This is a genomic window from Algibacter sp. 2305UL17-15 (assembly GCF_040720935.1).
Lineage (GTDB): Bacteria > Bacteroidota > Bacteroidia > Flavobacteriales > Flavobacteriaceae > Jejuia.
Window position 1 is genome coordinate 184,221 of record NZ_JBFDAE010000003.1, and the last position, 21,339, is coordinate 205,559.

Below are 21,339 nucleotides of genomic sequence, written 5' to 3' on the forward strand. Positions count from 1 at the left end.
AATATTTTTAACCGATGATTAAATACTGCAGACTGAATACTGCCAACTAAAGCTATGTTATTAGTATATACCCATAAAATATCGCCAAGATTAAAATATGTTTTCAAGCATATCTGCACACGCGTATTGGGTATTAAAGTAGGGTTTACTACCAAAATTGAAGAGTTTATTGCACACGATAGTTTAAAAATGTCGTACACCAAACAACATTTAGGTAACGAATTTTTTATAAAAAGCCATCAGATACTGTTTGAACAAGGTTTATCTGATGTTGAAATTAACGTTCTAAAATGGGGACATACTAAATGTTTTTTTTTTAATGGCGAAAAAAGTGCAATGCCTTTTGATGTTTTTGCCGCTTCATTTTACATGTTGTCTAGATATGAAGAATATTTGCCACAGGTAAAAGACGACTACGGAAGGTTTTTGGCAACCGAAAGTTTGGGTTTTAAATATGGGTTTTTGAACCAACCAGTAGTCGATATTTGGGCCTATAAATTTAGGGATGCTTTACAGAAACAATTTCCCGATTTTATATTTCCTAAAAGAAGTTACAGCATCCAGCCAGTAATAGATATTCCAAGTCCGTATGCATTTAAATTAAAGGGCGTTATGCGAACTTTAGGTGGTTTAGCTATGGATTTTTTCAGGTTAAGACTAAAGCAATTGTACAGCAGGTTTATTGTGCTTTTTGGGCTGAAACACGATCCGTATGATACATTTAAATATATTATAAACAGACAGAAACACACTAACTCTAAATTTTTGGTGTTCTTTTTTATTGGCTCTTATTCAACATTCGATAAAGGTATTAATATCAATAAAAGAGGGTTTGTGTCTTTGATAAAACACGTAGGGGATTATTGTAATCTAGGACTCAAAGCATCCTATTTTTCGGTAAACAATGTTGAACTTTTAAAGCAGGAAAAACGCCAAATGGAGGAGGTGATTAATACCTCATTAAAGGCATCTCGCTATTCTTTTTCAAAATTTAACTTACCTGAATCTTATAGGAATATGGTGCAATTAGAAATAAAAGAAGATTATACAATGGGCTATGTGGACCATATAGGTTTTAGGGCAGGGTCGTGCACACCTTTTTTGTTTTATGATTTAGATTACGAAGTGCAAACACCATTAAAAATTTGTCCGTTTCATTTGATGGATTTTGCATTGTTAAAAACAGTATCATTATTAGATAAAAAGAAAGTAATAAATACTATAATAAATGAAATTAAGGAGGTTGATGGAACGTTTGTTCCGGTATTTCATAACTATACATTTAGTAGCGATTCTCGTTGGAAAGGATTCAAAGAGCTTTTTAATATGATTTTAGATTCAACAGATGAAGGGCAATAACGGGATAACTGATGTGTTTTTCGATTTGGACCATACACTTTGGGATTTTGAAAAAAACTCAGCCTTAACTTTTAATAAAATTTTTAAGCTTAATAATGTTGAGGTTAACTTGAATGATTTTTTGGAGCAATATATCCCGATTAATTTTAAGTATTGGAAACTATATCGCGAAGAAAAAATAAAAAAAGAAGACTTAAGGTTCGCTAGGCTAAATGAAACATTTCAAGGTTTAAATATTTCAATGGAGCTTGAGGTAATACATCAAATTTCTGAAGATTATATAAAATATTTATCTACGTTTAACTATGTAATAAAAGATGCTATCCATGTTCTGGAGTATTTGAAACCAAAATATAAATTGCACATTATCACTAATGGCTATGATAAGGTTCAATATGAAAAAATGGATAATTCTAATATCATTCATTATTTTAATACCATAACTAATTCTGAAATTGCTGGTGTTAAAAAACCAAATCCTAAAATTTTTGAATTCGCCTTACGTCAAGCCAATGTTCGGGCTAAAAATAGTATTATGATTGGAGATAGCCTTGAGGCAGATGTTGAAGGTGCTTTAAATATTGGGATGGATGCCATTTTTTACAATCCGAAGCCATCTGAAATAAGTGCTTCTGTAAAAAAGATATCCAGCTTAATTCAGCTCAAGCAATTGCTATAAAGCAATAACAACTTAAATCAGTACGTTTTATAAGATATGATTCAAAATAGATTGAAATACTTAAGTTTTGGTATAATGCTCACATTATTCTTTGGGTGCGCGAAACCAGTTGATTTTAACCAACTGGACGATTTAACGTTATTGCCGGTCATGGAAACCAGCATCATTTTTTATAACGCTACTGCTGGAGATTTTTTTGTAGGCGGACAAGAAGAAAATGTTGCTCAAGATTTTGTTTTTATCGATGTTTTCAACAATGGTTTTGTTCAAGACAATTTGGTAAGAGCGGAGTTTGTATTTGAAACCAAAAACTCTATCAATAGGGCTTATAGTTTACAATTGGATTTTTTGGATGTTGGTGGTGCATTGTTGGAATCGTTTAGTATAAATTCGCCTGCTTCTCCAAATAATGAAGTTGTTGCCTCAGAACATTCCGAAGTTTTTGAAGGTGCTACTCTAGCGAATATAAAGCAATCTAGAATATTGGTATTCACTTTGGAAATGCTTCCAGGAGCGCCAATTAATCAAAATTCCCCAGGAGAAATAGATTTAAAATCTAAAGGGATATTTCATTTAAGTTTAGGGGAATGAGTTTAAGGCAATTACCGTTTTTTATAGTCTTCATGGTTGGGATGTGCTTTTCTCAAAACAAGCAAATCCTGTATGGGTTTTCAGAAATACCACAATCATTAATGTTGAACCCTGGTGGGAAAGTAAATAATAAGGGCTATTTCGGAATACCATTGCTATCTCATTTTCATGTTAACGCAGGTTCATCGGGTATCTCTGCCTATGATGTGTTTGCTGATGATGGTGTACATTTTAATGCGAAAGTAAGGCTTGCCGTAACTAATTTAAAGCCTAACGATTTTATGACCGTTACACAGCAGCTAGAACTCTTTTCTGGAGGTTTTAGGTTTGGAAAAACATATGAACAAAATGAGTATTTAAGTTTTGGTTTGTATCAGGAGCTGGATTTTATTGGATATTTTCCCAAGGATTATGCTATTTTGGCATTGGAAGGTAATCAGGGAAATATTGGCAGACCTTTCAAATTAGATCATTTAAATTTTAATACCGACCTCATCTCTGTTTTTCATGTGGGTTATAATAAAAAGGTGAATTCTAAGTTTACCTACGGTTTTCGTGGAAAGATTTACTCGAGTATTGCCAATATTAATGCAACTAAAAACGAAGGTCGTTTTACGACTGTTCGCGGCGGAAATAATATTTATCAACATATTTTTGATTTGAATTTAAGCGCACGAACCTCTGGAATAACCAGTTTAATAAATGATGATAATTCAGATTTTGATGACGATATAAAAACACTTCGTAAACGTGTTTTATTTGGTGGAAACCTTGGTTTAGGTATAGATTTAGGAATCACATATCAAATTACGGACCAATGGACTTTTGATGCGAGTTTAATAGATGTGGGCTTTATAAGGCACACAAAAGATATTGAAAATTACGAATTGAAAGATAATTTTGTTTTTGAAGGTGTAGATCCTATTTTTCCAGAATCCAATGGCAATCAAACAGCCGATGAATATTGGAGCGAAATTGAAGAAGAATTTGAAGAACTTTTTACTTTAGATACAACAACCGCAAAATATACCACATGGCGTCCTGCAAAATTTAATGCATCATTAAACTATGCGTTTGGTAAGAAAAAAAGCAAAGACTGCGATTGTTTATTTGACGAAGGAGGATACCTTAACGCAGTAGGGGGACAGTTATATGCCATAAACAGACCCAAAGGACCGCAATTGGCATTAACCGCATATTATTACAGACGCCTATTTAAAGGGTTGCGGGCCAAGGCAACTTACACCATAGATTCTTATTCTTTTAATAATATCGGATTTGGAATATCTGCTCACATTGGAAGTGTAAACATGTACATTATGGCGGATAATTTTTTGCAATATAAAAACATTTATGATGCACAAAGTGTATCTTTACAATTAGGATTAAATTATATTTTTAAAAATGAAACCGGCATGATTAAAAATAATCATTAACATAAGTGAATGATTATTTTTCTCATATAGGTTGCATCTAACAACTTAAAAACAATAAAATATACAGATGAAAACTAATATTTTTACTGCTCTAATAGCCTTTTTTATCGTTTCTAGTGTTTTTGCCCAAACAAATCTAAATAATTACAAATACGTCATAGTTCCCAAAAAATTTGATTTTTTAAAGAGCGAAAACGAGCATCGCTTAAATGAGTTAGCTCAGTTTTTATTCAATAAATATGGATTTACTGCACTAATGGAGGGTGGTGATTATCCAGAAGATTTACAGGTTAATAGGTGTTTGGCGTTGAGATCTGATGTGTTTAAGGAATCAGGAATGTTTAAAACCAAACTTAATGTGCAATTAAAAGATTGTAACGATAGAATAGTATATACCTCACAAGTTGGAGAAAGCAGGGAAAAAGATTACAAAACAGCGTACAATATTGCCTTACGACAAGCCTTTGAATCTTTTGAAACCCTTAACTATAAGTACGAACCTAGCGAAATAATGGTAATTACAACTCAAAAAGTTGGAGAGGCCAAAAATGAAACATCTCAAGAAATTGAGAAGTTAAAAGAAGAGATACAATCGCTTAAAAAACAAAAGGAAGTAGCTCAAGTTAAAGAGCCTGTGGTTGTAAAAGACGTAAAATCAGTACCGGTTAGAAAAGTTAAAACGGCTGTGGCAGAAGTTGCAATTGTATCTTCTGGTGTGTTGTACGCTCAAGCCATAGAAAACGGGTTTCAGCTAGTTGATAGCGCTCCAAAAGTGGTATTCAGAATTAAAAACACAGGTTTAAAAGATGTGTTTTTAGTTGAAGATAAAAGTGCATTAATTTACAAAAACGGAGATATTTGGTTTTTAGAGTATTATGATAACAATACTAAAAAACTCGAAGAGTTAAATATTAAGTTTTAATTTTCCTAACTCCTAACTCCTAACTCCTAACTCCTAACTCCTAACTCCTAACTCCTAACTCCTAACTCCTAACTCCTAACTCCTAACTCCTAACTCCTAACTCCTAACTCCTAACTCCTAACTCCTAACGAACTCCATCAATACCCATATTTATCCTTCCAGCGCAGTTTTAAAAAATCACGTTGTGTATTTTCACGAGCATTGTTACTTGGGTCGTACAGTTTTGTGCCTTTAATGTCATCTGGAAGAAACTCTTGTGGTGCAAAATTATTCTCGTAATTGTGGGCATATTTATAATTATCGCCATAACCCAACTCCTTCATAAGTTTAGTCGGCGCGTTTCTAATTTCTAATGGCACCGACAAATCGCCAGTTTCCTTTACCAATTGTTGCGCACTATTAATAGCCGAATAAGCCGCATTGCTTTTTGGCGAACACGCTAAATACGTGGCGCATTGGCTCAATATAATTCTAGATTCTGGAAAACCAATGGTAGAAACCGCCTGAAACGTATTGTTTGCAATTACCAAAGCCGTTGGATTTGCATTACCAATATCTTCACTTGCAGAAATTAATAAGCGTCTCGCAATAAACTTCACATCCTCGCCACCTTCAATCATTCTGGCCAACCAATATACCGCACCATTTGGGTCGCTACCCCTAATCGATTTTATAAATGCCGAAATAATATCATAGTGCTGTTCGCCAGTTTTATCGTAGCGAACCGTGTTGTTTTGTACTTTATCTAAAACAAAGTCGTTGGTAACTGCAATTTTGTCTTCCGTTGTAGAATTAACGAGTAACTCAAAAATATTCAACAATTTTCGCGCATCGCCACCGGAAAGTCGTAACAGCGCATCAGTCTCTTTAAGCGTTACGTTTTTTTTAGATATAATGTCGTCCTTCTCAATGGCTCGCGTTAAAAGGGTCTCTAAATCTTTTTTAGAAAAAGCATTCAAAACATAAACCTGACAACGTGATAAAAGCGCGGGAATAACCTCGAAACTCGGGTTTTCGGTAGTTGCACCAATCAATGTAATCCACCCTTTTTCAACAGCCTGTAACAGCGAATCTTGTTGCGATTTGCTAAATCGATGTATTTCGTCAATAAACAAAATTGGGTTTTTTGTAGTAAACAAACCACCACTTTGTTTTGCTTTATCTATAACATCTCTTATGTCCTTAACCCCAGAATTTATGGCGCTTAAAGTATAAAACGGTCTGCCAGATTCTGAAGCAATAATGTTCGCCAATGTTGTTTTTCCAGTTCCAGGAGGTCCCCAAAATATCATCGAAGCTATTAACCCCAATTTTAACTGTTGCGTTAATGCGCCATTTTCCCCAACCAAATGCGATTGACTCACATAGTCGTTCAAGGATTTCGGTCGCAATCGTTCTGCTAAGGGGGCATTGGCATTCATAAATGTAAAATTAAGTAAAATTTTCACTTTTTTCATTTCCATGAAGATGGAAATCTCAATTTTTATAGTTTGGGTGTGCCCCTCCTAAGGTCTGCGTCGGGCTTTTATTCATGTATTTCTATTTTAAATTTTTGAATTCATGAACATAAATGTTTCTCTGCAATCCCTGCCTGCGGCAGGCAGTCCTCACACACCTACCTGCCAATTTAGCACGAAACCAAAAATGGTTAACTATTTGCTATATTTAGTTCAGATGAAATCGCAAGAACACTTTAAATATTCAACAGGAGTCATTGGGTATCCAATACTATTTCTGCTAATAATTTGGCTAGTATTTTGGTTCGAGGTACGTTTTGGGTTTAATTTTTCAAAATTTGGCGTCTATCCACAAACCTTAAAAGGACTTAGGGGTATTGTGTTCAGTCCGTTTATTCATGGCGATATTCAGCATATCTATCATAATAGCATTCCGTTATTTGTATTATCCATGGCGCTTTTCTATTTCTATAAACCTATAGCTTGGAAAGTACTTTTTTTCGGTATTTTAATTTCTGGTTTTTTGACCTGGTGCATTGGCAGACCATCATATCATATTGGAGCGAGCGGACTCATATATGTTTTGGTAAGCTTCACTTTTTTTAAAGGTGTATTCGCTAAGCATTACAGATTAATCGCGTTGTCTCTACTCGTAATATTTCTGTACGGAAGCATGATTTGGTACACCATGCCCATTGAAAAAGGTATTTCTTGGGAAGGGCATTTATCCGGATTGATAACAGGGTTGTTATTTGCATTAATTTTTAGAAAGCAAATAGCAAAACCCAAAAGGTTTGCCTGGGAACAAGAAAATTACAATGAAGCCGATGACCCCTTTTTAAAGCATTTTGATGAAAACGGAAACTTCATAGAAACTAAAACTCCAGAAATAGAGGAGGAGCAACCTTCAATAAACTATACCTATAGGGAAGAAAAAAAATCAAATTTGGAAAACTAAATTCCAAATTCGTTAATCGTTGTTCATCAATCGTTAATCCCCAGTCTTTGCCTCACGACTTCATATAAAAAAGCACCACAGGCTACAGATACATTTAAAGATTCAATGTCTCCCAATAAAGGTAATTTAGCCTTTTCATCTACAACTTTTAATGTAGAAGGATTAATGCCCCTGCCTTCAGATCCCATAATAATAGCGCAAGGTGCTGCAAACGAAACATCGTATAATGTGTTATCTGTCTTTTCGGTAGCAGCAATTACTTTTATGCCTGAAGCTTGCATGTAAAATACAGCATCTTTAATATGGTCCACTTTACAGATAGGTATTTTAAATACAGCGCCAGCACTTGTTTTAATGGTATCGCCATTTACAGGAGCTCCACCTTTTTTCTGGATAATAATACCATCAACACCCGTACATTCGGCGGTTCTAATAATAGCACCAAAATTACGGACATCACTTAGTTGATCTAGTAAAAGGAAAAGTGGTGTTTTCCCAGATTCCATAACATTTAAAATCAAAGTTTCCATGTCGTGAAAGGCAATAGGAGATATTTGAGCTACGGCTCCTTGATGATTGCCTTTTGTTAAGCGATTCAATTTTTCAACAGGAACATATGAAGAGTTAATCGAATTTTTTCTCAAAACAGATTCTAGTTCTGAGAAAAGTTCACCTTTAAGTCCTTTTTGAAGAAACACTTTATCCATAGTTTCTCCTGAGTTTATGGCTTCTATAATGGCTCTAATACCGAATATTTGGGTTTGGTCTTGCATGGGGTAAAGGTTATAAAAAAAGAGGTTAATCTAGCTAGATTAACCTCTTTTTTTATAACTAATTTAGATTGTGCCAAATTTATAATACTTGAAATATGGTTGATGAAGAATCTCCAAAATTTCCATCGTCAGCATCGAAGACATATTCAACATAATCTTTACCATTAATAGTTAATGTAAAAGCCCCAGGCGCTGCTAAACCATCACCGAAAGAATCCATTACTACTAAGCTATAGCATCTTCCTTCGCATAAAGTGATAGGAATGTTAGTGGAAACATCTCCATCAGCAAATGCAGAATCTGGACCAGAAATAACCACATTTCCTTCAACATCACGTAATTCATATGATATTTCACTCGCATAAGCGTCAAAAACAAAATCGAGAGAACCATTGAGTTCTGAGGCACAACTACTACTAGGCTTTTGATAGTAAGTTAACGTTGCAGGGTTGCCTTGAGCAATTCCTTCTGGAGGCATTAACTTGAAAGCTAAATCATTAGAGCAATCTAGATTAATATCAGCTAATTCTATAGTAAAAGTCCCTCGGTTAGTATTGGCAGGTACTGTTACGGATGCTGGAAATGTATAAGAATTTACATTAGCAGAAGTATTGTCTTCATCTACGCTTAAGTTTATTGCCCTATCTGAACCAAAAACTGTAGTAGTGTAAACATTAATCTCTTTGGTAGTTGTACTTCCAGGATCTATTGATGATTGATAATTACTTTCGTCAAATGATATATAATTCAAAGTAGGCTCAAATTGTTCATCATCACAATTTTGCAAAAGTATAACTGAGAATAATATCAAAAAGATATTTATTGTTTTTTTCATAATTTTATAGTATTGTTAATTAAACATTGACCGATTAATTTTGGTCAGCCTCGTTTATGTTTGGATTTGCGTTAATCTCATCCTGAGGAATCTTCCACACCCAAGCATCGTTTATACTAGGTCTATCTACCATAAAGCCATCTCTGTATAAGTTGAAAGAAGCTCCAGAATCTGATTGGTCAATACCTTCATCCCATCTAATTTGGTCATGGTAACTAAAACCTTCTCCATGTAATTCAACTCTTCTTTGCCATTTAATGTGAGCCATCAAAGCCTCTTTTGAACCATATATACTAGAATCGTAACTAGAATCTCTTGCACTTCCAAACTCTTGCAATACAGTTTGCGCTCCTGTAATATCAGTCATCATAGCCCTAGCTTCTGCCTCAATCAAATACATTTCTGAAGCACGCATAAAAATTAAATCATCAACCTCAATAGTCCCAGGATTTGATTGCAGAAATTTTACGTTCATATATGGATGTGTATTATGACCACTTGTCATACCATATTCACTAATAACTGCTGCTTTGGCCTCATCAAATTCATCTTCACTAGCATAACCTTGTGCTTCCCAGTCTCCACCAAGATCATTGGCAGCAGACGAATACGTATTTGGAGCATCAGGTAACCATGCTTTTGTACGAAAGTCTGTATCAGGAATCGCATCGTATAATGTTTTACTTATAATTTTTGGGTTTGTTCTATTTTGACTACCGTTAAATGTAGGAGACACGTAATAAAAGTATGACGCAAAGAAGTTGGTTTCAGATTGAATCATGGTAGCGCCCCAGATTACTTCATCATTACCTTCAACATCATTAAACCCTGATAACCATTTTGATTCATCCATTAATGGGTACCCAGCTCTAGCCAATGCAGCTTCTGTTGCGGCGGTTGACCAGTCTCCTTTAGATAATGCTATCCTGGCATTGATACCATGGGCAGCATTTGCAGATATATGAGACTTATTGGCAGGACTAGAAGCGTTTGCGTAATGCACAAAAGAGGCGTTGATATCACTCTGTATTTGGTCGTAAACTTCTTGTACAGTACCTCTTCCAGTACTCGTATATGGAGCACCAGCATTTAATAAAAGTGGAACACCTGGGTCAGTACTAGGGTTGCCTATTAAATAACCTTTAGCGTAGGTAGTAACTAATCTCCAATACGCCCAAGCTCTGTAAGCATAAGCTTGTCCCAAAATATTTGCTATTTGAGGATCTGCTTTAGCATACCCACCTTCGTCAACTTTGTTAATCAAGTTATTTGCAGCTGCTATATGATTATAGCGTTGGTACCAGTGGTTTCTTACAGTTGTAGCATTCGCGTTAGTATGCATCAGCCATTGTAAATCGGCTCTCATCCATCCATTTCCAGGCGAAGAGTGAATTATATTGCCTCCAATAGCATCTAGTGATGGCAAGTAATGGCTTTCTCCCGTTCTTTGGAATGAACCTCCTGGTAATACATCTCCATGGCCATACATATTCCTATGCATTCCATTTAACACCAAAAACATATTGTCTGGACTTGCAAAAGCATCTGTTTCTGAAATCGCGTCTGTAGGTGTTGTCTCAAGAAAATCTTCTGCACAACTGGTAACCGTAAAGGCTGCCAGTAATAGCACGACAATTAATTTGTTGAATTTTTGTAACATAATTTTTATTTTTTATTTCAATTTTTTTAAAAAGATACATTTGCTCCTATGGAAATAACTCTTCCAGGATTAAAATCGTCACCGTCCTGAACTCCTGACAATCCGTACTGAGGATTCATTCCTTTTCTCTTAGAGAATAGTGCTAAGTTTTCAGCAGACACAAATAAACTTAAATTAGAAACGCCAATTTTATCTGAAATTTTATCATTAAAATTATAAGATATATTTACGTTCCTTAGTGCCAAATATGAAGCATCAGTTAAGAATCTAGTTGAATTTTGTACTGTTTGATTCGGGTTTCCGTTTTCAAGTCTAGGTACATTAGTTATGTCTCCAGGGGCACGCCATGCATTTAATGCATCAACATGTAAATTTGTGCCATAATCACCTTCGTGCATCAATGTTGCATAACCTCTATCTAAAACTTTACCTCCAATACCATAAACAAATAAGAAGTCTAAGGAAACATTTTTGTAGGTAAAAGAGTTAGATACAGAACCTATAAGGTCTGGTAAACTACTCTCGTTTGCAAAAGCTTCTCCAGCTTCTTGAAAGTCGTTAGTAGTAGCTTGTGTACCATTGGCATTTAGAACAGGAACTCTTTGTCCTTCAAGCTCATCTATGCCATCTTCCCACATATAATATAACGCATCACCATTTCCAGCATCTACACCAGCATAATGGTAGATGTAAAAATCATACCTAGAACGGCCTTCTTCCCAACGCTTAGTTCCAAAATCTGATGGTTCTGATAATTTAGTAATTTCATTGGTAAGTGCAGTTGCTTGTACGCCTAAATTCCATTTAAAATTAGCATTATTAACGATATTTGCATTCAATGAGACTTCAAAACCAGAGTTAGCCATATCACCAATATTTGCTGGTGCTTCGTTTAAACCTTCAGATAGAGGGATTGGTACATTGAAGAGCAACCCATTTGTAGATTTGTTAAAATATTCTACAGTACCATCAATAACGTTGTTGAATAAACCGAATTCTAGTGCAAGATCCCAACTTACTTGATTTTCCCATGTTAATAGTGTATTACCTGTACTGGTCCAAACTATACCAGGAGCACCAGCATTAGGGTGTATGGTATATAGAGCCTGCGATATGTAAAAGTTCCGTACTGGTGTTGTGGCACTAGCATCTACAAATAAATTGTCATTACCAACTTCACCATAAGACCCTCTTAATTTTAATCTATTGATGAATGAAACATTTTCCATAAAGCTTTCTTGGTCAATACGCCATGATGCACCAAAAGAATAGAAATTACCCCAGCGTACATCAGTACTAAAAACAGATGTACCATCCCTTCTTATAGAACCACTCAAATAATATTTATTGTCAAAATTGTAATTTAATCTGGCAAAATAGCCTTCTAGTCTGTAATCTGTGCTAAAACCACCAACATTATCTCCAGAGGCAAAATTGTCAAACTCAGAAATACCAGTAGCGGTTTGCGTATCTGCAATACCATTTAATTCTGAATAATTACGAGCTAAATTTTCGTGACCTAGCGTAACATCAAAATTATGAACATCATTAAATGACTTGTTGTAAGTAATAATTTGATTGAAGTTTTCAACAGTTCTTCTAGAACGTTCCTCCTGGTATCTTCCACCAGGAGCCCCATCACCAACAATGTTGTTTTCGTAGTTTTTCTCTATGTAATCCTGAACTTGTAAACTATAATCTAATTTTAATTTTAAACCATCAATAATTTGCATATTAGCAAAATTTCTAAAGCCATAATTATTTTGCTTAACAATATCTTCGTTGAGTATCAATTCAGCAATACCGTGCCTATCTGGATTATATGGTCTAGATAATTGATTGAAATCTAAATTACCAGTACCAAAATCCCATTGTCTTTGTCCAGATGGATCTAACACAAAATTTCCATTAGCATCCAATTGATTAACTGGATAAATTGGTGCTAAATCTCTAGCCCAAGCAAAAACATTAACAATACTATTTGTCCCAGTACTAGCAGGTCCATCAGACTTTGAAGTTACAAAATTAGCGTTACCACCAACCTCTAACCAGTCTGTAATTTGGAACTCAGCATTCAATCTTGTTGTAACACGGTCAAACTTACTTTCAATCACGTAACCATCCTCACCAAGATATGATGTAGAAAAGAATATATTATGGTTTTCACCACCACCAGCTACGTTAAATGAATGATTAGTTCTAGTACCTGTTCTTTCAATGAAATCTCTCCAATCTGTTGTTTGATAAATAAACTGTGCATTAGGATTAATATTACCATTTGTATCAACAATTTGATCGTTAGGGACATTAAATGGATTGTATCCAAGTCGGTTATAAATAGTGGCAGATGCCTCAGCTGCTGCATTTGGACCGCTTAGTGTGTTTTTGTAGCCTTCCCACATTAATTCATAGTACTGTTTTGGATTTACAGTTTTGTAATTAGGAATCGCGTTATCTATAAGGCCATACTGACTTCTTGCGTTAACCCTAAGCGCTCCTTTTTTTCCAGACTTAGTAGTAATAATGATAACACCATTTGCAGCTCTATTACCATATAGAGAGGTTGAGGCAGCATCTTTTAATACGGTCATTGACTCGATATCATCTTGATTCAACAATGATAAAGCACCTTCAAATTGCACACCATCAACAATGAAAAGAGGATCTGTAGAACCGTTAAGTGTTCCAACCCCTCTAATAACAATACCTGGGGAAGAACCCGGAGCTCCGTTAGCCGCAACAAATTGAACACCTGTAGTTTTACCCTCTATAGCAGCAATAGGAGAGGTAGCAGGTCTTAAGGCAAGGTCGTCAGAACTGATAACACTTGCAGACCCAGTAAAAGCCTCCTTGGTTGTAGTACCATAAGCAACAACTACAACTTCCTCAAGTGCTGCTGCGTCTTCTTTCATGGTAACATTAATAGTGTTTGAACTACCCACCGTTACTTGCTGAGAAGTATACCCAACAAAACTATATACAAGAGTAGCCCCTTGATTTGCTTTGATTGAATAATTTCCATCGAAATCTGTAGAGGTACCATTAGTTGTACCTTTTACTAAGACAGTTGTTCCTGGTAATGGTAAACCACTTTGGTCACTTACCGTACCTGAAATTGTCTTTTCCTGTGCAAAAGAAAGCTGCACCACAAACGCTAACAATAGCGTTAGAATTCCACTAAACTTTGTTTTCATTTTAATAATTATTTGAATTAGTCATGCCAAAAATCCTAATAAAAAGTTAATTAAACAACAATTTCTCGTTAAATTTTACTTTTTAGTTTGAAATTGATTGCATTTTTCTCAAAAAAGAAGCTAAATGACATATAAAAGTTCTGTTTTTTTTTAATATTTTATGAATTCTTTTATTTTATTCTCATTTAATTATGCGCGCATAATACTTTTGAACGCTGGGGTCTTGGGCGTATTTAGAATATGAATTGATGAAACGATTTGGCTAATTGGCTATAATTGAATAATTTCCATCGAAATTTGTAGATGTACCCGAAGTGGTGCCTTTAACTAAGACCGTTGCTCCAGGAAGTGGTAAGCCAGAATCATCTGATACCGTACCCGAAATCGTCTTTTCCTGTGCAGAACTTAATTGCACCACAAACGCTAAAAATAGCGTTAGAATTACACTAAATTTTGTTTTCATTTTAATAATTATTTGAATTAGTCAATATAAATTTCTAAAAAAAAAGATTATTAAACAACAAATAATAGTTAAAATTTTGATAAAAAAAAGAGAAAAATATTACAAAAATGATAGCTATGTCTAAAAATTTGCCGTCAAACTAAGGTGTATCTTAGAATTTGAAAGCTTAAACTTCTGATTTTCATTTTTACCATTGGCATAATTGAATTTTAAGAGTCCAGAATTCGTCAAAATACCAAACCCAAACCCGTAGCCGAAGAGTTTTTCTTTAATATTAGCAGATTTATTCTCAAAATAAGCAACATCGGTTATGGAGTGTAAGTAAATTGAATTGCTGAGTCTATATCTGTATTCTGTATTAAGAACGCCAAATAATGAAGCAAATAAACTATTTTCTTCAAAACCTCTTATGGAGTTGATACCTCCGAATCTTAATAGTTCATTATCAAAATAATTTTTTGAAGTTAGATTAGAAGCGTCTGCATTGATGTAAATACTATTTTTTCTATTGAGGTTGAAACTGTTAAATGCCCTTAAAGAAATGAGTGATTGTTTTGTTTTTTTTTCATCCGTTTTTCTATTTCCAAAATTGGTTTCTAAATAGAAGTTTGATTTTATAGGGAAAAGCAGATCAACATATTGCGGTTTTAGATATTCATACGACACCGTAACATAATTTGAATTGTAATCCTGAAGTGAAACCATCGTATTTGAAGCACGTAAATTATTAGATTCAACACTGGAAATCCCCGTAGAAACTTTATGTAATGTATTTATTTGGTAATTAATTTTCGCCTTTTGGTCTATGGTTGTAAAAGAAGAGTCTTTTTTAAAAATCCTTAGGCTTAAATCAACACCAATAGGCGAACTAAATAAATAGGGTAGTGTTAAGCTAGCATCAAACGTGTCTTGGTCGTTTTCGTCACTTTTATAAAGCAGACCAAAAGTTTCTCCAAAATTTAAATTATTGACCAATCTTAAATTTAAAAATCCATCAAACTCTAATTTATTGGTCTCGTCATTGGTGCCAAAGCCTAGAAAACCGTCAAAAGTATTGCTCATAGATTTTTCTACATATATATATAAGGACGTAGAGTCTTTTTGAAATAAAACCTCAGGCGGTTTTAGTTGATTTGCGAACCTTAAATTGTTGAGCTGTTCGGTTTTGTCTTTAATGGTGGCTAAATCAAAAACTTGGTTTTTTTTTAACTTTAGATAATGTTTTAAATAAGATTTAGGGAATTTCTCGTAACCAACAATTTTAATATCATCAATAGTTCTTTTTTCCGCGTTTGAAACAATTATCAAATTCGCTTTAAGGTTGTTTTTGTCTTTTTTTTCAATATTCGATAGTTTCAATTTTGAAAAAGGATAGCCGTTGTTTGCCAATTCGGTATTTAAATAATTTAAGGTAGTTGCTGCATTACTTATATTGATGGTAAAATAATCGGCATGTATTTCTTCTGATATTGAGTTTAAGAGCGTTTCATCTATATCAAATTTATTATAGTATATATATATGGTGTTGAATTTCTTGTTTAAATGAATATTTGCGGTAAAAACAGAATCGTTTTTCTTTTTAATGCCAATCAATCTATTTTCAATATACCCAATAGTATTAAATTGTTTTCTTAAAGAATCAATTTCATTTTTTACAGATAAATAATTTTCATGACTTTTTGCGTAACCTATCGAGTCTATAACTTCTGTTTCAGTAATTGTTTTTCCAGTTACATTTAAATGTAAGTTTTGGCAAAACATTTCCGAAGAAAAAAGGATATATATGATAAGGACAAAAAAATAAGATTTTTGCACGTTATAAGATGAAGTTTTTAATTTTAATAATTCCTCGATAGCTCTCGTATGTTTTAGGTTTTCTATTGACATTCTTTTGGGAGGTAGAAATTGCTGTTTTGCTTATAATTTCTCTATTTTTAATGTGAAATAGCGTTTTGTATCTGTCATCCGTCATCCGTCTTGTTCACCCACCATCTGTCTCCAGTCATTTTCCACGTAAATCTAACGGAAAAAGAACACTTTTAATATGCTCTAAAAATTTAATTTGAAAAAGTCTTTAAAATTAATGAACTAGGGTTTGAATAATTGATTTTAATTTCTACCTTTGCAGCCCTCTAATAAGAGGATTTTAAATTTATATTATAATTTATATGCCAACAATTTCACAATTAGTAAGAAAAGGAAGAGCCAAAATAACCAAGAAGAGTAAATCGGCTGCTTTAGATTCTTGTCCGCAAAGACGTGGTGTATGTACTCGTGTTTATACAACAACACCTAAAAAACCTAACTCAGCAATGCGTAAGGTAGCAAGGGTTCGTTTAACAAACGGTAACGAGGTTAATGCATACATTGGTGGAGAGGGACACAATCTACAAGAGCACTCGATAGTATTGGTTAGAGGTGGAAGGGTAAAGGATTTGCCAGGTGTTAGATACCACGTTGTTCGTGGTGCGTTAGATACAGCAGGTGTTGCTGGAAGAACGCAACGTAGATCTAAGTACGGTGCAAAACGCCCTAAAAAGTAGAGACGTAATTTATTACGTCTAGTATGGGTGCAACTGTTGTATCATACAAACGTAATTTTTACATCATTAATTACAATTAAGAGAAGACATGAGAAAAAGAGCAGCGAAAAAAAGACCACTTTTACCAGATCCAAGATTTAACGATCAGTTGGTGACACGTTTTGTGAATAACATGATGTGGGACGGTAAGAAGTCTGTGGCATTCAAAGTATTCTATGATGCAATTGATATTGTAGATGCTAAAAAAACTGACGAAGAAAAATCGGCTTTAGAAATATGGAAAGATGCGTTATCAAACGTAATGCCTCACGTAGAAGTACGTAGTCGTCGTGTTGGTGGTGCAACATTCCAAATTCCAATGCAAATTCGTCCAGACCGTAAAATTTCTACAGCCATGAAATGGTTAATTGGTTATGCAAGAAAGCGTAACGAAAAATCTATGGCACAACGTTTAGCTTCTGAGATTTTAGCAGCAGCTAAAGAAGAAGGGGCAGCGGTAAAAAAACGTACAGATACTCATAAAATGGCAGAAGCTAATAAGGCATTCTCTCACTTTAGATTTTAAGACATGGCAAGAGATTTAAAATTAACAAGAAATATAGGAATTGCTGCGCATATTGACGCAGGGAAAACCACAACTACAGAACGTATCCTTTATTACACAGGGGTTTCTCATAAAATTGGTGAAGTACATGATGGTGCTGCAACAATGGACTGGATGGAACAAGAGCAAGAAAGGGGTATTACAATTACTTCGGCAGCTACAACTTGTGAGTGGGTATTTCCAAGAGTAAATGGAGAGCCAACCGAAGGGTCTAAAGAGTATCATTTTAATATTATTGATACACCGGGCCACGTTGATTTTACGGTTGAAGTAAACCGTTCATTACGTGTACTTGATGGTTTGGTATTCTTATTTAGTGCAGTTGATGGTGTTGAACCACAATCTGAAACAAACTGGAGACTAGCAGATAACTATAAAGTACCAAGAATTGGTTTCGTTAACAAAATGGACCGTCAAGGATCAGACTTTTTAGGTGTTTGCCAACAAGTAAAAGATATGCTGAAATCTAACGCGGTGCCAATTGTTTTGAACATTGGTGACGAAGAAGATTTTAAAGGTGTTATAGATTTAGTTAAGAACAGAGCTATTGTTTGGCATGATGAAACTCAAGGGGCTACTTTTGATGTTATTGATATTCCAGAAGAGCTTAAGGCTGAAGCTAAGAAATATAGAGCGCTTCTTATTGAAGAAGTAGCGAGTTACGATGAGAACCTTTTAGAGAAATTCATGGAAGATGAAGACTCTATTACAGAAGATGAAGTGCATGCTGCACTTAGAGCTGCTGTGATGGATATGGCCATTATTCCTATGATTTGTGGATCTGCTTTTAAAAATAAAGGTGTGCAGTTCTTATTAGATGCTGTATGTCGCTACTTGCCATCTCCAATGGATAAGGAAGGTATTAAGGGCATGAATCCAGATACTGAAAAAGAAGAATTACGTAAGCCAGATGTAAAGGAGCCATTTGCTGCTTTAGCATTTAAAATTGCTACAGACCCTTTTGTTGGTCGTTTAGCATTTTTCCGTGCCTATTCTGGTCGTTTAGATGCAGGTTCTTATGTGTTGAACAATCGTTCAGGTAAAAAAGAACGTATTTCACGTATCTATCAAATGCACGCTAATAAGCAAAATGCAATCGATTTTATTGAGGCTGGAGATATTGGAGCTGCTGTTGGATTTAAATCCATTAAGACAGGAGATACACTTACAGATGAAAAGCATCCTATTGTTTTAGAATCAATGGACTTTCCTGATCCAGTAATTGGTATCGCGGTTGAACCAAAAACCAAAGCGGATGTTGATAAATTGGGTATGGGCTTAGCTAAATTGGCTGAAGAAGATCCTACGTTTACAGTACGTTCAGACGAAGCTTCGGGACAGACTATTATTTCTGGAATGGGTGAGTTGCATTTAGATGTAATTGTTGATCGTTTACGTCGAGAATTTAAGGTAGAAGTAAACCAAGGTCAACCACAAGTTGAATATAAGGAAGCTATTACTCAAGCTGCAGACCATAGAGAAGTTTATAAGAAACAATCTGGTGGTCGTGGTAAATTTGCTGATATCGTGTTTACGGTTGAGCCAGCAGATGAAGGCGTAACAGGACTTCAATTTGAATCTGTAATTAAAGGTGGTAACGTTCCTAAGGAATTTATCCCTTCAATTGAAAAAGGATTTAAAATGGCAATGGTGAACGGACCTTTAGCAGGTTACGAAATCGATGCTATGAAAGTAACATTAAAAGATGGATCTTATCACGATGTGGATTCAGATCAATTATCTTTCGAATTAGCTGCTAAATTAGGATTTAAAAACTGTGCTAAAGCGGCAAAAGCTGTAATCATGGAGCCTATTATGAAGCTAGAAGTTATTACTCCAGAAGAAAATATGGGTGATATCGTAGGTGATTTAAATAGAAGACGAGGTCAAGTAAGTGATATGGGAGATAGAGCTGGTGCAAAAACTGTAAAGGCAACTGTGCCATTATCAGAAATGTTTGGTTATGTAACTACATTAAGAACATTATCATCAGGTCGTGCGACATCAACAATGGAATTTTCACACTATGCTGAAACTCCTTCTAGTATTTCAGAAGAAGTAATTAAAGCAGCTAAAGGCGTTGAAGCTTAAAACTAAAAGAAAATGAGTCAGAAAATTAGAATAAAATTAAAGTCTTACGATCACAATTTAGTTGATAAGTCTGCTGATAAGATTGTAAAAACAGTAAAAAGTACTGGAGCTGTAGTAACTGGACCAATTCCATTACCAACGCACAAGAAAATTTTTACTGTATTACGTTCTCCACACGTAAACAAGAAATCAAGAGAGCAATTTCAATTATCATCTTATAAGAGATTATTGGATATTTACTCTTCCTCATCAAAAACAATTGATGCTTTGATGAAACTTGAGTTACCAAGTGGTGTTGAAGTGGAAATAAAAGTGTAGATATGCGATTCATCGCGTATGTACACACCATACAAAAAATGTCCCACCGATGCGGTCGCGGGAAAAACGGATAAATACATTTCAGGGACGAAAGGTATTTTGTCCCTGTTTTTTGAAAAGACGTTGCATGCAACGTCTCCACAGTAAAGATGCGATTCATCGCGTCTCATATTAAAGAATAGTAACAATAAATAAATAATAATTATGTCTGGGTTAATTGGAAAAAAAATCGGTATGACCAGCATCTTTGATGAAAACGGGAAGAATATTCCTTGTACAGTAATCGAAGCTGGACCATGTATCGTTACCCAAGTCAGAACCGAAGAAGTTGATGGTTATAAAGCCATTCAAGTTGGTTTCGATGACGCGACAGAAAAAAGCGCTACTAGAGCAGACTTAGGTCATGCTAAAAAAGCGGGTACTTCTGTAAAACGCAAAATCGTCGAATTCAAAGGTTTTGATGAGGAGTACAAATTAGGAGATGCCATCACTGTAGAACATTTCAACGAAGGAGAATTTGTTGATGTAGCAGGAACGTCTAAAGGAAAAGGATTTCAAGGTGTTGTAAAACGTCATGGTTTCGGTGGTGTAGGTCAAGCTACCCACGGTCAACATAATCGTTTAAGAGCGCCGGGTTCTATTGGAGCTGCATCTTATCCTGCACGCGTATTTAAAGGTATGAAGATGGCCGGAAGAATGGGTGGTGAAAAAGTAAAAGTTCAAAATTTAAGAGTTTTAAAAGTAGTTGCTGAAAAGAATCTACTTGTTGTTAAAGGTTGTGTACCTGGACATAAAAACGCTTATGTAATTATTAGAAAATAATGAAAGTAGCAGTTTTAGATATAAACGGAAAAGACACAGGTAGAAAGGCAGACCTTTCTAAAGATGTGTTCGCTATTGAACCTAATAATCACGCTGTGTATTTGGATGTTAAACAATATTTAGCAAACCAACGTCAAGGAACTCACAAATCTAAAGAGCGCGCTGAGATTTCTGGAAGTACACGTAAGATTAAAAAGCAAAAAGGAACTGGTACTGCGAGAGCAGGTTCTATCAAGTCTGGTGTTTTTAAAGGTGGTGGTCGTATGTTTGGTCCTAGACCAAGAAACTATAGCTTCAAATTGAATAAAAACTTGAAGCGTTTAGCACGTAGATCAGCATTGAGTATTAAAGCTAGTGAGAAGTCTATTGTAGTATTAGAAGACTTCAATTTTGAGTCTCCAAAGACTAAAAATTTCACGGCAGTTTTAAAGGCTTTAAATTTAGAAAACAAAAAGTCTTTGTTTGTGTTGGGCAGTTCAAATAATAACGTATATTTGTCATCGCGCAATTTAAAAGACTCTGAAGTTGTAACTAGTTCAGAAATAAGCACTTACAAAATTTTAAATGCAAACCAAGTAGTGCTTTTAGAAGGAGCATTAGAAGGAATTGAATCAAACTTAAGTAAATAAGAAAC

19 protein-coding genes are annotated in these 21,339 nt (G+C 34.9%); 12 read left to right on the forward strand and 7 right to left on the reverse strand.

What is annotated here, in order from left to right:
• Window positions 1–54: 54 nt before the first annotated feature.
• From ABXQ82_RS04415 to ABXQ82_RS04435, 5 genes are all read left to right on the forward strand, one after another.
• Entirely contained in the window at window positions 55–1,359 is a 1,305-nt protein-coding gene (locus tag ABXQ82_RS04415; RefSeq protein WP_367055448.1) for a polysaccharide deacetylase family protein, read from the forward strand.
• Complete coding sequence (locus ABXQ82_RS04420) at window positions 1,346–2,038, forward strand: YjjG family noncanonical pyrimidine nucleotidase (RefSeq protein ID WP_367055451.1); 693 nt, start codon at window positions 1,346–1,348, stop codon at window positions 2,036–2,038. The genes ABXQ82_RS04415 and ABXQ82_RS04420 overlap by 14 nt, the downstream gene beginning before the upstream one ends.
• Window positions 2,039–2,113: 75 nt before the next feature.
• Window positions 2,114–2,629, forward strand: coding sequence for a hypothetical protein (locus ABXQ82_RS04425; protein ID WP_367055454.1), 516 nt, complete (start codon window positions 2,114–2,116; stop codon window positions 2,627–2,629).
• On the forward strand, window positions 2,626–4,065 hold the full coding sequence (locus tag ABXQ82_RS04430; protein WP_367055457.1) for a DUF5723 family protein: 1,440 nt from the start codon (window positions 2,626–2,628) through the stop codon (window positions 4,063–4,065). The genes ABXQ82_RS04425 and ABXQ82_RS04430 overlap by 4 nt, the downstream gene beginning before the upstream one ends.
• A gap of 67 nt (window positions 4,066–4,132) precedes the next feature.
• Window positions 4,133–4,987, forward strand: coding sequence for a hypothetical protein (locus ABXQ82_RS04435; RefSeq protein ID WP_367055460.1), 855 nt, complete (start codon window positions 4,133–4,135; stop codon window positions 4,985–4,987).
• Window positions 4,988–5,124: 137 nt separating this feature from the next.
• Here the strand turns inward: ABXQ82_RS04435 and ABXQ82_RS04440 are convergent, their stop codons facing one another.
• Window positions 5,125–6,408, reverse strand: a complete 1,284-nt coding sequence (locus tag ABXQ82_RS04440; RefSeq protein WP_367055882.1) for a replication-associated recombination protein A — start codon at window positions 6,406–6,408, stop codon at window positions 5,125–5,127.
• A 253-nt stretch (window positions 6,409–6,661) separates the two neighbouring features.
• Between ABXQ82_RS04440 and ABXQ82_RS04445 the strand changes: the two genes are divergently transcribed.
• A complete protein-coding gene (locus ABXQ82_RS04445) occupies window positions 6,662–7,402 on the forward strand; it encodes a rhomboid family intramembrane serine protease (RefSeq protein WP_367055463.1) in 741 nt (246 codons plus the stop codon).
• 26 nt (window positions 7,403–7,428) lie between these two features.
• Here ABXQ82_RS04445 and rlmB read toward each other — a convergent pair whose 3' ends face one another.
• The 6 genes from rlmB to ABXQ82_RS04475 all read right to left on the reverse strand — a co-directional run bounded on the left by rlmB (window position 7,429) and on the right by ABXQ82_RS04475 (window position 16,214).
• The gene (gene rlmB, locus ABXQ82_RS04450; protein WP_367055472.1) at window positions 7,429–8,175 is read right to left on the reverse strand and encodes a 23S rRNA (guanosine(2251)-2'-O)-methyltransferase RlmB; all 747 of its coding nucleotides are present in this window, start codon (window positions 8,173–8,175) and stop codon (window positions 7,429–7,431) included.
• A gap of 79 nt (window positions 8,176–8,254) precedes the next feature.
• Window positions 8,255–9,010, reverse strand: coding sequence for a hypothetical protein (locus tag ABXQ82_RS04455; RefSeq protein WP_367055479.1), 756 nt, complete (start codon window positions 9,008–9,010; stop codon window positions 8,255–8,257).
• A gap of 34 nt (window positions 9,011–9,044) precedes the next feature.
• A complete protein-coding gene (locus ABXQ82_RS04460; protein WP_367055482.1) occupies window positions 9,045–10,670 on the reverse strand; it encodes a RagB/SusD family nutrient uptake outer membrane protein in 1,626 nt (541 codons plus the stop codon).
• Between the two features lie 26 nt (window positions 10,671–10,696).
• Complete coding sequence (locus ABXQ82_RS04465) at window positions 10,697–13,864, reverse strand: TonB-dependent receptor (RefSeq protein ID WP_367055485.1); 3,168 nt, start codon at window positions 13,862–13,864, stop codon at window positions 10,697–10,699.
• 262 nt (window positions 13,865–14,126) lie between these two features.
• Window positions 14,127–14,327: a carboxypeptidase-like regulatory domain-containing protein gene (locus tag ABXQ82_RS04470; protein WP_367055488.1), complete on the reverse strand. Its 201-nt coding sequence runs from the start codon at window positions 14,325–14,327 to the stop codon at window positions 14,127–14,129.
• A gap of 120 nt (window positions 14,328–14,447) precedes the next feature.
• Window positions 14,448–16,214 (reverse strand): POTRA domain-containing protein, encoded by a 1,767-nt coding sequence (locus ABXQ82_RS04475; protein WP_367055491.1) that lies wholly within the window; start codon window positions 16,212–16,214, stop codon window positions 14,448–14,450.
• Between the two features lie 281 nt (window positions 16,215–16,495).
• Here ABXQ82_RS04475 and rpsL point away from each other — a divergent pair, with 281 nt between their 5' ends.
• From rpsL to rplD, 6 genes are all read left to right on the forward strand, one after another.
• Window positions 16,496–16,870 carry a 30S ribosomal protein S12 gene (gene rpsL / locus ABXQ82_RS04480; RefSeq protein WP_042245171.1) on the forward strand — a complete coding sequence of 125 codons (375 nt, stop codon included), beginning with the start codon at window positions 16,496–16,498 and terminating at the stop codon, window positions 16,868–16,870.
• A gap of 88 nt (window positions 16,871–16,958) precedes the next feature.
• A complete protein-coding gene (rpsG, locus tag ABXQ82_RS04485) occupies window positions 16,959–17,435 on the forward strand; it encodes a 30S ribosomal protein S7 (RefSeq protein WP_367055494.1) in 477 nt (158 codons plus the stop codon).
• A gap of 3 nt (window positions 17,436–17,438) precedes the next feature.
• Window positions 17,439–19,565 carry an elongation factor G gene (fusA, locus tag ABXQ82_RS04490; RefSeq protein ID WP_367055497.1) on the forward strand — a complete coding sequence of 709 codons (2,127 nt, stop codon included), beginning with the start codon at window positions 17,439–17,441 and terminating at the stop codon, window positions 19,563–19,565.
• 12 nt (window positions 19,566–19,577) lie between these two features.
• Complete coding sequence (gene rpsJ / locus ABXQ82_RS04495) at window positions 19,578–19,883, forward strand: 30S ribosomal protein S10 (protein ID WP_007650482.1); 306 nt, start codon at window positions 19,578–19,580, stop codon at window positions 19,881–19,883.
• 204 nt (window positions 19,884–20,087) lie between these two features.
• Complete coding sequence (gene rplC, locus ABXQ82_RS04500; protein ID WP_367055500.1) at window positions 20,088–20,705, forward strand: 50S ribosomal protein L3; 618 nt, start codon at window positions 20,088–20,090, stop codon at window positions 20,703–20,705.
• Window positions 20,705–21,334 carry a 50S ribosomal protein L4 gene (gene rplD, locus ABXQ82_RS04505; protein WP_367055503.1) on the forward strand — a complete coding sequence of 210 codons (630 nt, stop codon included), beginning with the start codon at window positions 20,705–20,707 and terminating at the stop codon, window positions 21,332–21,334. The genes rplC and rplD overlap by 1 nt, the downstream gene beginning before the upstream one ends.
• Window positions 21,335–21,339: the final 5 nt, after the last annotated feature.